Here is a 14,492-nt window from a genome sequence, read left to right on the forward strand (position 1 = left end):
TCGTCGTCTCAGCGCGTCAGCGCGACCGGGAGCCGGGTGACGCCGCCGCGGGCGCCGAGCCACACGACCATGCCGTCGTCGAGCCGCCCGGGCGTCGTGGGACCGGTGACGGTGACGGTGAAGTCGGCCGACTGCCCCGGCGCGAGGCGTACGGCGAGGGGGCGCACGCTGACGCGGTGCGTGGTGAAGCCACGGGCGGTGACCGAGAAGTACTCCGGCCGGCGGCCCACGTTGGTCACCGTGCGCACCGCGGTCGAGCGGCCGGTGGGGAGCAGCAGCGAGCTGGTGTTGAGCCGGGCGAGCGTGTTGCGGCGCAGCGCGCGACGCCACTGGGCCGCATCGACGTCGAGGGAGAGGTGGCTCGTGGGGACCCGCCCCAGGAGCGCGCCCGACCCCTGGGTGAGCACGCTCGAGCCCGGCACGGGTCGCGCGGAGGTGACGAGCAGGGAGCGCACCCGCGACGCCGACCAGGCCGGGTGCTCGGCGCGCACCAGCGCGGCCAGGCCGCTCGCCGCGGCGGTGGCGGCGGAGCTGCCGTTGAAGACGCCCCAGCCGCGGCCGGTCGCCTCGGGGAGGGCGCCCAGCACGCCGTCGCCGTCGGCCACGGCGTCGGGCTTCAGTGCGACTCCGCGCGGGTCGCCCGGGGAGCTCCACGGGGCCGTACGCCGGTTGCCGGGGTCGCCGGTGACGCGCGAGAGGCGCACCCGCGCATCGGGGTGACGGGCCACCCAGCGACCGAAGGCGCGGCCGGCGGGGGCCGCGAGGTGCACCGTGGGGACGGAGTGGAAGTCGGCGGTGACCGAGCCCGGTCGCTCGTTGACGAGCACCATCGCGCGTCCGCCGGCCAGCGCGACCGACTCGGACTTGTCGATGCGGCCGATGCCGCCGCGCCGGCACACCACGATGCGGTCGGCCACGAGGCGGGAGTCGAGCGCACCCTGGCGGCACTGCGACGCCGCGAGCAGCGAGGCACCGGCGGCGGGGGCGTCCTGGGCGCGCACCGCGCGACCGGTGACGTCGGTGGGACGACCGCCGCCGGTCCAGGACCGCCCGCCCGGCAGCGTGATCCGCGCGCGGGAGAGCCGCCCGACCGCGGACCCGACCGTGGTGACCCACGGTCCGGCGTGGGCGGCGTAGGCGGAGCCGGCGGTGTTGCCCGCGGCGCCCAGCACCACGACGTCGGCCTCGGCCGCACCGAGCAGGGCGAGCTGGAGGGTGTCGATGCCCTCGCCGCCGGCGAGCGCGAGGCTCAGCACGTCGACGCCGTCGCCGACCGCCGCGTCGACCGCGCTCACGACGTCGGCGGTCGAGCAGCCGTCGTCGGCCGGGTCGGGAGCACCCCAGCAGGCCTTGTAGGCCGCGATGCGGGCCTGCGGTGCGACGCCCCCGAAGGTGCCGGCGTCGCGGTTGTCCACGCGCACGCTCACGCCGGCGTTGCCGGCAGCGACGGAGGCGACCTGGGTGCCGTGCCCCAGGTCGTCGAGCGCCGAGAGGGACTCCGAGGTGCGGATGCGGTCGGGGCCGAACCCCTCGACGAACCAGCGCGCACCGACGACCTTGCGGGTGCAGTCGTCGCTCGTCCAGCCGTCGCCGGTGGCGCACTCGCCGGCGAACCGCCGCGGGTCGGGGCCGAGGCCCGGGACGTCGGCGAAGGCAGGTGTCTGGGGGGAGAGCCCGGAGTCGACGACGCCGACGACGACGCCCGCCCCGCCGCGCAGGCGCGGGCTGGAGGTGGCGCCGCGCACGGCCGCGGTCGACGTACGACCCGCGAGCGGGCGGACGGTGTCGCGCTCGATGGCGGCGATCCCTCGCAGGTCGTCGAGCACGTCGAGCTGGCCCCGGGTGAGCTCGACGGCGAAGCCGTTGAGGGCGGTCGTCCAGCGGTAGACGGGTGCGCCGGCGCCGACCGCTGCGAGCACGGAGTCCTGGCGCGCGAGCAGGGTCGCGGCGTCGGCCCGGCCGGCAGCCGTGCCCGGTCCGGTCAGCGTGACGAGCGTCAGCGTCCGGCGCTGTGCGCCGTCCGGTGCGTCGTGCGCGCTCGCCGACCAAGCGGCCGGGAGGCCGAGCGACAGCGCGAGGAGCCCGCAGCCGAGCAGGCGCGCTGCCCGTGGTGTCCGCATGGTCGTCCTGCTCCCGTCCCGTCGTCGTGCCGCCTGCCCCCAGGCGGTCATTGTCCCAGCACGACGTGAGCAGGTCACACTACGCGTCGGTGCAACCCCTTGGTCGCGCATCACGGCGTCCGCCTATCCTGTGCCCGCGCCCGTGAACCCACGGTGCCGGCGGTTGAGGTGAGCGGAGTGGACCCGTGCCCAGTGGCAAGGTGAAGTGGTACGACGCGGAGAAGGGCTTCGGCTTCCTGTCCCAGGACGACGGCCCGGACGTCTACGTCCACTCCGACGCGCTGCCCGAGGGCACCGCGCTCAAGGCGGGCACCAAGGTGGAGTTCGGCATCGCACAGGGCCGCCGCGGCGACCAGGCGCTGCAGGTGCGCGTGATCGACGCGCCCGCGTCGGTGGCTCGCAACCAGCGCAACGCGCAGCGCAAGCAGCCCGAGGTCATGGTCACCATCGTCGAGGACCTCATCAAGATGCTCGAGGGCGTCGAGGAGACCTACCGGCGCGGCCGGCACCCCGAGCGTGCCGCGGCCCGCGGCACCGCCAAGGTGCTGCGCGCGCTCGCCGACGAGCTCGAGGTCTGAGCCCGCTCAGGCCGTGGCCGCCCGCGCGTGCGGGCGGCTCACGAGCACGAACGTCGCCCACGCGGCCAGCACGCCGGCGGCGATGCCGAGCCCCAGGCGCGGCATCAGCGGCATCACGATGCCCACGAAGCCACCGATCACCCACGCCAGCTGCAGTGTCGTGTCGGAGCGGGCGAAGGCGCTGGCCTGGATGCGTCCGGGCACGTCGCGCTGGATCGTGGAGTCGAGCGACAGCTTGGCCAGCGACTGCGCCAGGCCCGCGGTGAGCCCGAGCAGCACGAGCGGGAGCAGGCCGTAGAAGAGCGCTGCCACGACCGCCACCACGGCGTCGGCGAGCAGCGCCAGCACCACCGTCACGGCCGGGTTGAGCTTGCGCAGCATCGACCCGATCGCGATGCCGACGGTGTTGCCGAGCCCGGCGGCGCCGATGACCAGGCCGAGCAGCACCTCCGGCTTCCAGTCGCCGATCGGGTTGTCGCGCAGCAGGAACGCCATGAACATCGTGAGGAAGCCCGACAGCCACCGCGGCCCGCAGTTGGCGCGCAGGGCGAAGGCGACCTCGCTCGGGATACGCGTGCGGGGGCGCCGCCCCGTGCCTGCGGCGGCCGCGCTGATCGGGCCGGTGAGCACCAGCTCGCCCTCGCCCTGGCTCGCGTCGACCTTCTCCGGCAGGCGGATCGCCCAGATCGTGGCGAGCACGAAGATCACGAAGCCGTAGCGCAGCGACCACTCCGGGCCGAACGTCGAGGCGAGCACGGCGAGCGGTGCCGAGATGCCGGCGCCCACCACCCCGGCGAGCGAGACCCGCGCGTTGGCCTTGACGAGGGTGAGGTCGGGCGGCAGCAGGCGCGGCACCGCGGCGGCGCGGGTGACGCCGTAGGCCTTGGACGCCACCAGGCACCCCAGGGCCGCGGGGAAGAGCCAGCCCGACTCGGTGACCACCGCGGTGGCCAGCACCCAGCACAGGAAGCAGCGGATGGCCATGGTCGCCCCGACCGCCCAGCGCCGGCCGTGGCTGAACCGGTCGAGGAACGGGCCGATGAGCGGGGCCACGACGGCGAACGGCAGCATCGTCAGGCCCAGGAAGAGCGCGACCTGCCCCCGCGCCTCGCCCGTGGGCACCTGGAAGAACAGCGTGCCGGCCAGGGAGATCGCGACGGCCGCGTCGCCGGCGGCGTTGAAGGCGTGCAGCTCGATCAGGCGCGAGAGGCCGGAGTCACCGGCCCCCTCGGCCCGTGCGGCCCGGCGCGCCTGGGAGACGGCGTAGTGCCCGGCGGTCCCGGCCCCGCGACCGGCCACGCGCGCGCCACGCCCGGCGGCTCGGGCCCCGCGCGCGGCGCCCGAGAGCGAGCGGCGTACGGCACCGGGCCGGGGCGTTGCGGCCCGCTGCGACCGCGGCCCCGTGTGCGGGTCGGGGCGCTCGGAGGTCACGGCACCATCTTGGCCTACGGGCCCGACAGGACCGACGCGGACGCACCAGACGACGTCCCGACGGGACACGGTGGACGTGGGTTTGCCACAATGCGCAGGTGATCTCTCTCCCCACCCGTGCCGGCAAGCCCGACGCGACCCTCGCCAAGGCCGTCGACCTGGCGCGCGACGTGGTCCTCGAGCTCGCCGATCCCGGCGAGGTGGGTGACCACCTGGGCGCCAGGGCCGAGGGGGAGCGTGTCGTCACCCACCAGTTCGCGTGCCAGCGGGCCGGCTACCCGGGGTGGTACTGGTCGGTGACCCTGACCCGCGCCAAGCGTGGCAAGGACCTCACGGTCAACGAGGTCGTCCTCCTGCCCGGTGACGACGCGATCGTCGCGCCCGCCTGGGTCCCCTACAAGGAGCGGCTCCAGCCCGGCGACATGTCGCCCGGTGACCTGCTGCCGGTCGAGGACGACGACGCCCGCCTGGTCCCGACCTACCTCGTCGGCGACGACCCGCTCGAGGAGCCCCTCGACGCCGACGCCCGCGCGCAGGTGCGCCGCGTGGCCGAGGACCTCGGCCTGGGTCGCGTGCGCACCCTGTCGCGCGAGGGCATCGACATGGCTGCCGAGCGGTGGTGGGCCGGCGCCGGCGGGCCCGACGCGCCGTTGGCCAAGGGCGCGCCCGACAGCTGCTGGTCCTGCGGCTTCCTGGTCCGTCTCAGCGGCTCGCTCTCGACCACCTTCGGCGTCTGCGCCAACGGCAACGCCAACGACGACGGCCGCGTGGTGACGTTCAACCACGGCTGCGGCGCCCACTCCGAGGTCAAGCTCGCCCGCAAGCAGCAGCCGCTGCCCATGCCCGAGCACGCCTTCGACACCCTGACCGACGACGAGATCGACTCGCTCTGAGGCCTCAGCCCGCTGCCACGGGGTGGCCGAACGACGTGACCGCGCGCGGCGCGTCGTCGCGCGACAGCACCCAGACGGCGTAGTCGTCGGCCGGGGGGTGCAGCTGGTAGGACCCGGCCCGCAGGTCCACCCGCAGGCCGGCCGCCTCCGCGTCGGCGACGAACTCGTCCGCCGGGTAGGTGCGGCTCCCGGTCTTCACGCCCACGAGGTGGAAGCCGAGCAGCACCCGGCCGTCCGGAGCGAGGAGGTCGCGCACCCTCGCCAGCACGCGACGCTCGGTGCCCTCGCCGAGGTAGATCATCACGTTGCCCACGACGACCACCAGGTCGAAGCTGCCGAGCTCCGCGGGGTCCAGCGCGAGCGCCTCGTGCGGCAGCACCTCGAGGTCGGGGTACGTCCTGGCCGACTGGGCGCGCAGCGCCGGGTCGGGCTCGGTCGCCACGACGTCGTGGCCACGCGCGCGGAGGGCCGCCGAGACCCGCCCCATGCCGGACCCGACGTCGAGGATGCGGGCGCCTCGACGGGCGAGGGCGTCGGCGAACCTGGCTTCGCCCTCGACGTCGTCGCCCGCGGCCACCATCTCCGCGAACTTCTCGCCGTAGCCGTGCTTGCCGGGGCCCGCGAGCTCCCAACGGGTTGGGGGGAGGGTCACAGCCCGGCCTGCTGCGCGGCGCGCTCCTTGCGGCGGCGCCGGCAGTACTCCAGGCCGCAGAGGCCCAGGCCGAAGCCGGCCAGGCAGGTCCACAGCCACCACGTGCGTCCGTTGTCCTGGAGCGTGCCCCAGAAGGGGAGCAGGCCGAGGAAGCCCAGCAGCCACAGCGCCGTGCCGACCTCGGTGGTCCGTACGCCGTCGACGTCCAGCGGCTCGACCTGCGCCACGATGTAGGTGCGGCTGCCGATCTCGTGCTGCGTCGGCTGCTCGTCGCCCAGGTCCACGGCTCCACGCTACACAAGGACCGGACGGCGAAACACGCCCGTCATCCGGGTCTGCCACACTGACGTTCCGTGAGCGACCAGACGCAGACCGCCCCGCAGCCAGCGAAGGCCTCCGGCCTCGACGGATTCTTCGACATCACCGCCCGCGGCTCGACGATCGGACGTGAGGTCCGCGGCGGCATCGTGACCTTCCTGACGATGGCCTACATCATCGTGCTGAACCCGCTGATCCTCGGGTTCGTGCCCGACTCCACCGGCGCCTACCTCGGCGGCGGGTCCGGCGACGGGTCCAACCTGGCCGTGATCGCGGCGGGCACCGCGCTCGTCGCGGGCGTGCTGACGATCCTGATGGGAGCGGTGGCCAACTTCCCGCTGGCCCTCGCGACGGGACTCGGGCTCAACGCGTTCGTCGCCAACGCCATCGCGACCCGCTCGACGTGGGAGGACGCGATGGGGCTGATCGTGCTCGAGGGCATCATCATCCTGCTGCTCGTGCTCACCGGCTTCCGCAAGGCCGTCTTCCACGCCGTGCCCCAACAGCTCAAGATCGCGATCTCGGTCGGCATCGGCCTGTTCATCGCCCTCATCGGCTTCGTCGACGCCGGCTTCGTGACGCGCATCCCCGACGCCTTCCAGACCACGGTGCCCGTGCAGCTCGGCAACGGCGGCACCCTCAGCGGCTGGCCCGTGCTCGTGTTCGCCGTCGGCGTGGTGCTCATCGTCGCGCTCTGGGTGCGCCAGGTGCGCGGTGCGATCCTGATCTCGATCGTGGCCACGGCGCTGCTCGCCTTCGTGCTGCAGGCCGTCCTCGACCTCGGCTCCGTCGCCGTCGACGGCCCGGGCAACTGGTCGCTCAACGTGCCCGAGCTCAACGGCGTCGTCGACGTGCCCGACTTCGGCACGCTCGGGCAGTTCTCGCTCTTCGGCGCCTTCTCCTCGGTCGGCGTCCTCGCCGCGCTGCTGCTCACCTTCACGCTCCTGCTCGCCGACTTCTTCGACACGATGGGCACGATGACCGCCATCGGCGCCGAGGCCGGGCTCAACGACGACGAGGGCATCCCGCCGCACTCCCAGCGCATCCTGGTCGTCGACTCGATCGCCGCGATGGCGGGCGGCGCGGCCGGGGTCTCGTCCAACACCTCCTACATCGAGTCGGCATCCGGCGTCGGGGAGGGCGCCCGCACCGGCCTCGCCTCGGTCGTCACCGGCCTGCTGTTCCTGCTCAGCACGTTCTTCGCCCCCATCGTCGAGGCGATCCCCTCGGAGGCAGCCGTCCCCGCCCTCGTGCTCGTCGGCTTCCTGATGATGCAGCAGGTCAAGGGCATCGCCTGGGACGACCTCGAGATCGCCATCCCGGCGTTCCTCACCATCGTGCTGATGCCCTTCACCTACTCGATCTCGGTCGGCATCGGCGCGGGCTTCCTCGCCTACGTCCTGATCAAGGTCGTCGTGGGCAAGGTCCGCGAGGTGCACCCGCTGATGTGGGTCGTCGCCGTCCTCTTCGTCGTCTACTTCGCGATCGACCCGATCACCTCCTGGCTCACCTGAGCCGTCCCTGCCGGGTGTGTCGGAAAGGCCTGACAACGTCAGCGATCCCCGGTCAGCCGGGGATCCCTGACGTTGTCGGCCGTTGCAACCCCTGACAACGTCAGTGATCCCCGGTCGGGCGGGGATCCCGCGGGGAGAGGCCGCGGCCGGAATAGTTAGCACAGGTAATGAGTTACGCTAACGACATGCCGACCACAGACCTCACCACCGACGCCGGGCTCGCCTCCGAGCTCCGGGCCGGTGTGATGCGCCTGCGCCGCCGCCTGGCCTCCGAGCGTCACCCCGACAACGACCTCAGCATCCCGCAGATGGTCGTCCTGGGGCTGCTCGTGCGCCTCGGCGACCAGACCGTCGGCGACCTCGCCCGCGCCGAGCGCGTGCAGCCGCCGTCGATGACCCGCACGGTCAACTGCCTCGAGTCCGAGGGCCACGTCGTACGCCGCCCGCACGAGACCGACGGCCGCCAGGTCGTGGTCTCGATCACCGACGCGGGCCGCGCCGCGGTCCTGGCCGACCGGCAGCGCCGCGACGCCTGGCTGTCTCGGCGACTGGCCGAGCTGACGCCCGCCGAGCGCGCCACGCTGCGTGCCGCCGCCCCGGTGCTGGCCCGGCTCGCCGTCGCCGACTGACCACTGATCCGATGACCGACTGAGGAGTCACCACGAGTCCCACGTTCCGCTCCCTCGCCAATCCCAACTACCGCCGCTACGCCGCCGGTGGGGTGGTGTCCAACACGGGCACCTGGATGCAGCGCGTCGCCCAGGACTGGCTCGTGCTCGAGCTCGCCGCGGGCTCCGGAGCCACGGCGCTCGGGATCACGACCGGCCTGCAGTTCCTGCCGTTCCTGCTGCTCACGCCCTTCGCCGGGCTGGTCGCCGACCGGATGCCGAAGCAGCGGCTGCTGCAGCTGACCAACCTCGGCATGGCGCTGCCCGCGGCCGCGCTCGGCGTGCTCGCGGTCACCGGCACCGCCGAGGTCTGGCACGTCTACGTCCTCGCCCTGGTCCTGGGCGCGGCGTCGGCCTTCGACGCCCCCGCGCGCCAGTCGTTCGTCTCCGAGCTCGTCGACCCGGTCGACCTGACCAACGCGGTCGGCCTCAACTCCGCCAGCTTCAACGCCGCCCGGCTCGTCGGCCCCGGTCTGGCCGGCCTGCTGATCGCCGCCTTCGGCGGGGGAGCGGTGGCCACCGGCTGGGTCATCCTGCTCAACGCGGTGTCGTACGCCGCCCCCATCTGGTCGTTGCGCCACCTCGACCTCGCCCGCATCGACGCCGCGGCACCCGCCGACCGCGGTCCCGGTGCGATCCGGGAGGGCGTGGCCTACGTCCGCGCCCGTCCTGACCTGCTGCTCGTGCTGAGCATGGTGTTCTTCGCCGGGACCTTCGGCCTCAACTTCCAGATCACGTCCGCGCTCATGGCGACCGAGGTGTTCGGCAAGGGCCCGGAGGAGTTCGGCCTGCTGGGCACGTTCCTGGCCGTCGGCTCGCTCACCGGCTCGCTCCTGGCCGCGCGTCGGGCGCACGTGCGGCACCGGCTGGTCGTCGGCTCGGCCATCGCCTTCGGCATCACGGTGATGCTGGCCGGGGTCATGCCGTCCTACCTGGCCTTCGCGCTGCTGGCCCCGGTCACCGGGCTGACCGCCCTCACCTTCATCACCAGCGCCAACACCTACATGCAGCTGCACACCGACGCCGGCGTGCGCGGGCGCGTGATGGCGCTCTACCTGATGATCTTCATGGGCGGCACCCCGGTCGGCGCGCCGATCATCGGCTGGATCGGCCACGAGTACGGCGCCCGGTGGACGCTGCTCGGCGGGGGCCTGATGACCATCCTCGGCGTGGGGGTGTCTGCCATGCTCTACCTGCGGCTCGAGCGCACCCGGCGCGAGCGGATCACCGGTGTCGCTGCGTCCCCGGAGCCGGCGTCCGCGGCATTTTGACCCTGCCGTAGCGCCCGAGTAGCCTCATTCCTTGTGTCTGGTCCGTCCAGACGCTTGCCCATGCTCTCAGCAGCGGCCGTTCCAGAGCCGCTCCCAGCAGGTCGCACAGGCACGCAGCAGCAACGCAGCACATCCGAGTCCGGCACCGCGCCGGGCCGTGACGAGAAGACAGAGAGAGGGAACCACCCGGTGCCCACCATCAACCAGCTGGTCCGCAAGGGCCGCCAGGACAAGGTGTCGAAGTCCAAGACGCCTGCCCTGAAGGGATCCCCGCAGCGCCGTGGCGTCTGCACCCGCGTCTACACCACCACCCCGAAGAAGCCGAACTCCGCCCTCCGCAAGGTCGCCCGCGTGCGCCTGAGCAGCGGCGTCGAGGTCACTGCCTACATCCCGGGTGTCGGTCACAACCTGCAGGAGCACTCGATCGTGCTCGTGCGCGGCGGCCGTGTGAAGGACCTTCCCGGTGTCCGCTACAAGATCATCCGCGGCACGCTCGACACCCAGGGTGTCAAGAACCGCAAGCAGGCCCGCAGCCGCTACGGCGCGAAGAAGGAGAAGTAATGCCTCGCAAGGGTCCCGCTCCCAAGCGCCCCCTCGTCTCCGACCCGGTCTACGGCTCGCAGCTGGTCACCCAGCTCGTCAGCAAGGTCCTCCAGGACGGCAAGAAGGCCGTGGCGCAGCGCATCGTCTACACCGCCCTCGAGGGCTGCCGCGAGAAGACCGGCACCGACCCGGTCGTCACGCTCAAGCGCGCGATGGACAACGTCAAGCCGGCCATCGAGGTCAAGTCCCGCCGCGTCGGCGGCGCGACCTACCAGGTCCCCGTCGAGGTCAAGGCCAACCGCTCCACCACGCTGGCGCTCCGCTGGCTCGTGGGCTACGCCGCCGACCGTCGCGAGAAGACCATGGCCGAGCGCCTGATGAACGAGATCCTCGACGCGAGCAACGGCCTCGGTGCCGCTGTGAAGAAGCGCGAGGACACCCACAAGATGGCCGAGTCCAACAAGGCCTTCGCCCACTACCGCTGGTGAGGACGGGAGGCCGTACGCCCCGCACCGCGCGACGTACGGCCTCCTCCTCCCACCACCCCACTACTTCGAGGACTGAGACACAACAGTGGCTGTCGACATCACCACCGACCTCAACAAGGTCCGCAACATCGGCATCATGGCGCACATCGACGCCGGCAAGACCACCACGACCGAGCGCATCCTCTTCTACACCGGCATCACCTACAAGATCGGTGAGGTCCACGAGGGTGGCGCCACGATGGACTGGATGGAGCAGGAGCAGGAGCGCGGCATCACCATCACGTCCGCCGCGACGACCTGCTGGTGGAAGGACCACCAGATCAACATCATCGACACCCCCGGTCACGTGGACTTCACCGCCGAGGTCGAGCGCTCGCTGCGCGTCCTCGACGGCGCCGTCGCGGTGTTCGACGGTGTCGCCGGTGTCGAGCCCCAGACCATGACCGTGTGGCGCCAGGCCAACAAGTACTCGGTCCCCCGCATGTGCTTCGTCAACAAGCTGGACCGCACCGGCGCGGACTTCTTCCGCTGCGTCGACATGATGGTCGAGCGCCTCAACTCCACCCCGCTCGTGCTCCAGCTGCCCATCGGCGCGGAGTCCGACTTCCTCGGTGTGGTCGACCTCGTCGGCATGCGTGCCCTGACCTGGCGTGGCGAGACCACGATGGGTGAGGACTACGAGGTCGAGGAGATCCCGGCCGAGCTCGCCGAGCAGGCCGCGGAGTACCGCGAGAAGCTGCTCGAGACGCTGGCCGAGGCCGACGACGCGATCATGGAGAAGTTCCTCGAGGAGGGCGAGTTCACCGTCCCCGAGCTTGAGGCCGCGATCCGTCGCGCCACGCTCGCCGACAAGCTCAACCCGGTCCTGTGCGGCACCGCGTTCAAGAACAAGGGCGTGCAGCCCCTCCTCGACGCCGTCGTGAAGTACCTGCCCTCCCCGCTCGACATCGACGGCATCCAGGGCCACTCGGTCAAGGACGAGAACGAGGTCATCGTTCGCCAGCCGTCCGACAGCGAGCCGTTCTCCGGCCTCGCCTACAAGATCGCCTCCGACCCGCACCTCGGCAAGCTGATCTACGTCCGCGTCTACTCGGGCAAGCTCGAGGCCGGCTCGACCGTGGTCAACTCGGTCAACGGCCGCAAGGAGCGGATCGGCAAGGTCTACCAGATGCACGCCAACAAGCGTGAGGAGATCGCGTCGGTCGGCGCCGGCCAGATCGTGGCCGTGATGGGTCTGAAGGACACCAAGACCGGTCACACCCTGTGCGACCCCAACAACCCGGTCGTGCTCGAGTCGATGACGTTCCCGGCCCCGGTGATCGAGGTCGCGATCGAGCCCAAGACCAAGGGCGACCAGGAGAAGCTCGGCACCGCGATCCAGCGCCTCTCCGACGAGGACCCGACCTTCACGGTCAAGGCCGACGAAGAGACCGGCCAGACGATCATCGCCGGCATGGGCGAGCTCCACCTCGAGATCCTCGTCGACCGGATGAAGCGCGAGTTCCGCGTCGAGGCCACCGTCGGCAAGCCGCAGGTGGCCTACCGCGAGACCGTCCGCAACACGGTCGAGAAGCACTCCTACACCCACAAGAAGCAGACCGGTGGCTCGGGCCAGTTCGCCAAGGTGGTCGTCAACCTCGGGCCGAACATCGACCCCGAGACCGGCCAGGGCGCGGGCTACGAGTTCGTCAACAACGTCTCCGGTGGCCGCGTGCCGAAGGAGTACATCCCTTCGGTCGACCAGGGTGGCCAGGAGGCCATGGAGTTCGGCGTGCTCGCCGGTTACCCCATGGTCGACGTGAAGTTCTCGCTCGAGGACGGCGCCTACCACGACGTCGACTCGTCCGAGCTCGCGTTCAAGATCGCCGGCAACCAGGCCTTCAAGGAGGCCGCACGCAAGGCCAAGCCGGTGCTGCTCGAGCCGATGTTCGCCGTTGAGGTCACGACGCCCGACACGTTCCTGGGCACCGTGATCGGTGACATCAACTCGCGCCGCGGCCAGATCCAGGCGCAGGAGGAGCGTCACGGCGACATGGTCGTGAACGCCCTTGTGCCCCTGTCCGAGATGTTCGGGTACGTTGGCGACCTGAGGTCCAAGACCTCCGGTCAGGCGTCGTACTCGATGGAGTTCGACTCGTACGCCGAGGTTCCCACGAACATCGCCGACGAGATCATCAAGAAGGTCCGCGGCGAGTAATCGCGCCTCGGATCCTCGGCACCAGCACCACCCCACACCCACGAGTCAAGTAACAACAACCAGGAGGAGCCCCAGTGGCTAAGGCGAAGTTCGAGCGGACCAAGCCGCACGTCAACATCGGCACCATCGGTCACATCGACCACGGTAAGACGACGCTGACCGCAGCGATCACCAAGGTGCTGCACGACAAGTACCCGGACCTCAACGAGGCGTCGGCGTTCGACCAGATCGACAAGGCTCCCGAGGAGCGTCAGCGCGGCATCACGATCTCGATCGCGCACGTCGAGTACCAGACCGAGGTGCGTCACTACGCGCACGTCGACTGCCCCGGTCACGCCGACTACATCAAGAACATGATCACCGGTGCTGCGCAGATGGACGGCGCGATCCTGGTCGTGGCGGCCACCGACGGCCCGATGCCGCAGACCCGCGAGCACGTGCTGCTCGCCCGCCAGGTCGGCGTCCCCGCCCTGGTCGTGGCGCTCAACAAGTGCGACATGGTCGACGACGAGGAGCTCATCGAGCTCGTCGAGATGGAGGTGCGCGAGCTCCTCTCCGAGTACGAGTTCCCGGGCGACGACATCCCCGTGGTCCGCGTTGCCGCCTTCCCGGCGCTGCAGGGCGACGCCAAGTGGGGCGACTCGATCGCCGAGCTCATGCAGGCCGTGGACGACTACATCCCGACCCCCGAGCGTGAGACCGACAAGCCGTTCCTCATGCCCGTCGAGGACGTCTTCACGATCACCGGTCGCGGCACCGTCATCACCGGTCGCATCGAGCGTGGCATCGTCAAGGTCAACGAGGAGGTCGAGATCATCGGCATCCGCGAGGGCTCGCAGAAGAGCACCGTCACCGGTGTCGAGATGTTCCGCAAGCTCCTCGACGAGGGCCAGGCCGGCGAGAACGTCGGTCTGCTCCTCCGTGGCACGAAGCGCGAGGACGTGGAGCGCGGCATGGTCGTGATCAAGCCGGGCACGACCACCCCGCACACCAACTTCGAGGCCTCGGTCTACATCCTCAGCAAGGACGAGGGCGGCCGTCACACGCCGTTCTTCAACAACTACCGCCCGCAGTTCTACTTCCGTACGACTGACGTGACCGGTGTTGTGACCCTGCCCGAGGGCACCGAGATGGTCATGCCGGGTGACAACACCGAGATGTCGGTCGAGCTCATCCAGCCCATCGCGATGGACGAGGGCCTGCGCTTCGCCATCCGCGAGGGTGGCCGCACGGTCGGCGCCGGCCGCGTCGTCAAGATCACCAAGTGATCACCGCCGGTCACTGACCGGCACCGCAGCACCCGAGACCCCGTCTCCCGCAAGGGAGGCGGGGTCTCGTGCGTCCGACTCAGGCGGCCCACGGCGGCGGCAGCAGGCCGTGGTCGCACAGCAGCAGCTCGACCCGCTCGCGCTCGTGGTCGAGCTCGCTGCCCGGTGGCAGCAGCTGCAGGAGGTGGGCGACGCCCGCCATGTCGGCGGCCTCGCCCAGCACGCGGTCGTAGGCCTGGCGGCAGCCCTCGTACTTCGCGAAGCGCATGCCCCCGCGGTGGAAGGCGGCGTTCAGCCGGCGCAGGTCGGCACCCACTTGCTCGATGGGGCGGTGCATCGGTAGCACGTCGGCGTCGTGCCCGCGACGCCGCCGGACCCGTCGCACCAACCGGGCGGCCGCGCGGTAGCCACGCCACTCGTCGATCTCGCCGACGAGGGTGGCCACCACCACCCGCGCGAGCATGGCGACGAGCAGCATCGCACCGAAGGTGGCGAGCCAGCCGGTCATCGCTCCACCGTACGCCGGTCGCGACCACCCGGACGGCACGATG

General features: G+C 71.4%; 13 protein-coding genes and 1 pseudogene. 9 read left to right on the top strand and 5 right to left on the bottom strand.

Annotated elements, in window-relative coordinates; translation table 11 throughout:
* Window positions 1–8: 8 nt before the first annotated feature.
* Window positions 9–2,120, bottom strand: coding sequence for a S8 family serine peptidase (locus ASG76_RS02420; RefSeq protein ID WP_056599588.1), 2,112 nt, complete (start codon window positions 2,118–2,120; stop codon window positions 9–11).
* A 185-nt stretch (window positions 2,121–2,305) separates the two neighbouring features.
* Between ASG76_RS02420 and ASG76_RS02425 the strand changes: the two genes are divergently transcribed.
* Window positions 2,306–2,698: a cold-shock protein gene (locus ASG76_RS02425; protein WP_056599591.1), complete on the top strand. Its 393-nt coding sequence runs from the start codon at window positions 2,306–2,308 to the stop codon at window positions 2,696–2,698.
* A gap of 6 nt (window positions 2,699–2,704) precedes the next feature.
* Here ASG76_RS02425 and ASG76_RS02430 read toward each other — a convergent pair whose 3' ends face one another.
* On the bottom strand, window positions 2,705–4,129 hold the full coding sequence (locus ASG76_RS02430) for an MFS transporter (protein WP_235529378.1): 1,425 nt from the start codon (window positions 4,127–4,129) through the stop codon (window positions 2,705–2,707).
* A 98-nt stretch (window positions 4,130–4,227) separates the two neighbouring features.
* Here ASG76_RS02430 and ASG76_RS02435 point away from each other — a divergent pair, with 98 nt between their 5' ends.
* Window positions 4,228–5,022 carry a DUF3027 domain-containing protein gene (locus ASG76_RS02435; protein WP_056599594.1) on the top strand — a complete coding sequence of 265 codons (795 nt, stop codon included), beginning with the start codon at window positions 4,228–4,230 and terminating at the stop codon, window positions 5,020–5,022.
* Window positions 5,023–5,026: 4 nt separating this feature from the next.
* Here ASG76_RS02435 and ASG76_RS02440 read toward each other — a convergent pair whose 3' ends face one another.
* Both ASG76_RS02440 and ASG76_RS02445 read right to left on the bottom strand, forming a co-directional pair.
* A complete protein-coding gene (locus tag ASG76_RS02440; protein ID WP_056599597.1) occupies window positions 5,027–5,674 on the bottom strand; it encodes a class I SAM-dependent methyltransferase in 648 nt (215 codons plus the stop codon).
* Window positions 5,671–5,958 carry a DUF2530 domain-containing protein gene (locus ASG76_RS02445; RefSeq protein ID WP_235529379.1) on the bottom strand — a complete coding sequence of 96 codons (288 nt, stop codon included), beginning with the start codon at window positions 5,956–5,958 and terminating at the stop codon, window positions 5,671–5,673. Before ASG76_RS02445 ends, ASG76_RS02440 begins: the two co-directional genes overlap by 4 nt.
* A gap of 69 nt (window positions 5,959–6,027) precedes the next feature.
* Between ASG76_RS02445 and ASG76_RS02450 the strand changes: the two genes are divergently transcribed.
* The 7 genes and pseudogenes from ASG76_RS02450 (at window position 6,028) to tuf (ending at window position 13,941) form a co-directional block, all read left to right on the top strand.
* Entirely contained in the window at window positions 6,028–7,506 is a 1,479-nt protein-coding gene (locus ASG76_RS02450) for an NCS2 family permease (protein ID WP_056599600.1), read from the top strand.
* A gap of 185 nt (window positions 7,507–7,691) precedes the next feature.
* Window positions 7,692–8,135, top strand: a complete 444-nt coding sequence (locus tag ASG76_RS02455; protein WP_056599604.1) for a MarR family winged helix-turn-helix transcriptional regulator — start codon at window positions 7,692–7,694, stop codon at window positions 8,133–8,135.
* A gap of 56 nt (window positions 8,136–8,191) precedes the next feature.
* Window positions 8,192–9,445: pseudogene (locus ASG76_RS02460) on the top strand (MFS transporter); the annotation flags it as partial.
* Window positions 9,446–9,634: 189 nt separating this feature from the next.
* Window positions 9,635–10,006, top strand: coding sequence for a 30S ribosomal protein S12 (rpsL, locus tag ASG76_RS02465; protein ID WP_056599611.1), 372 nt, complete (start codon window positions 9,635–9,637; stop codon window positions 10,004–10,006).
* Window positions 10,006–10,476 (top strand): 30S ribosomal protein S7, encoded by a 471-nt coding sequence (gene rpsG / locus ASG76_RS02470; protein ID WP_056599614.1) that lies wholly within the window; start codon window positions 10,006–10,008, stop codon window positions 10,474–10,476. The genes rpsL and rpsG overlap by 1 nt, the downstream gene beginning before the upstream one ends.
* Before the next feature lie 85 nt (window positions 10,477–10,561).
* Window positions 10,562–12,673, top strand: coding sequence for an elongation factor G (gene fusA / locus ASG76_RS02475; RefSeq protein ID WP_082587208.1), 2,112 nt, complete (start codon window positions 10,562–10,564; stop codon window positions 12,671–12,673).
* 74 nt (window positions 12,674–12,747) lie between these two features.
* Entirely contained in the window at window positions 12,748–13,941 is a 1,194-nt protein-coding gene (gene tuf, locus ASG76_RS02480; RefSeq protein WP_056599617.1) for an elongation factor Tu, read from the top strand.
* Between the two features lie 79 nt (window positions 13,942–14,020).
* Here the strand turns inward: tuf and ASG76_RS02485 are convergent, their stop codons facing one another.
* On the bottom strand, window positions 14,021–14,449 hold the full coding sequence (locus ASG76_RS02485; RefSeq protein WP_056599620.1) for a hypothetical protein: 429 nt from the start codon (window positions 14,447–14,449) through the stop codon (window positions 14,021–14,023).
* Between the last annotated feature and the right edge of the window lie 43 nt (window positions 14,450–14,492).

Origin of the sequence: Nocardioides sp. Soil774 (assembly GCF_001428125.1) — a bacterium.
Classification (GTDB): Bacteria; Actinomycetota; Actinomycetes; order Propionibacteriales; family Nocardioidaceae; genus Nocardioides.

Coding starts and splice junctions, on each gene's coding strand:
- ASG76_RS02420 (WP_056599588.1), bottom strand. CDS start 2,120: ATGCGGACACCACGGGCAGCGCGCCTGCTCGGCTGCGGGCTCCTCGCG.
- ASG76_RS02455 (WP_056599604.1), top strand. CDS start 7,692: ATGCCGACCACAGACCTCACCACCGACGCCGGGCTCGCCTCCGAGCTC.
- rpsG (WP_056599614.1), top strand. CDS start 10,006: ATGCCTCGCAAGGGTCCCGCTCCCAAGCGCCCCCTCGTCTCCGACCCG.
- ASG76_RS02485 (WP_056599620.1), bottom strand. CDS start 14,449: ATGACCGGCTGGCTCGCCACCTTCGGTGCGATGCTGCTCGTCGCCATG.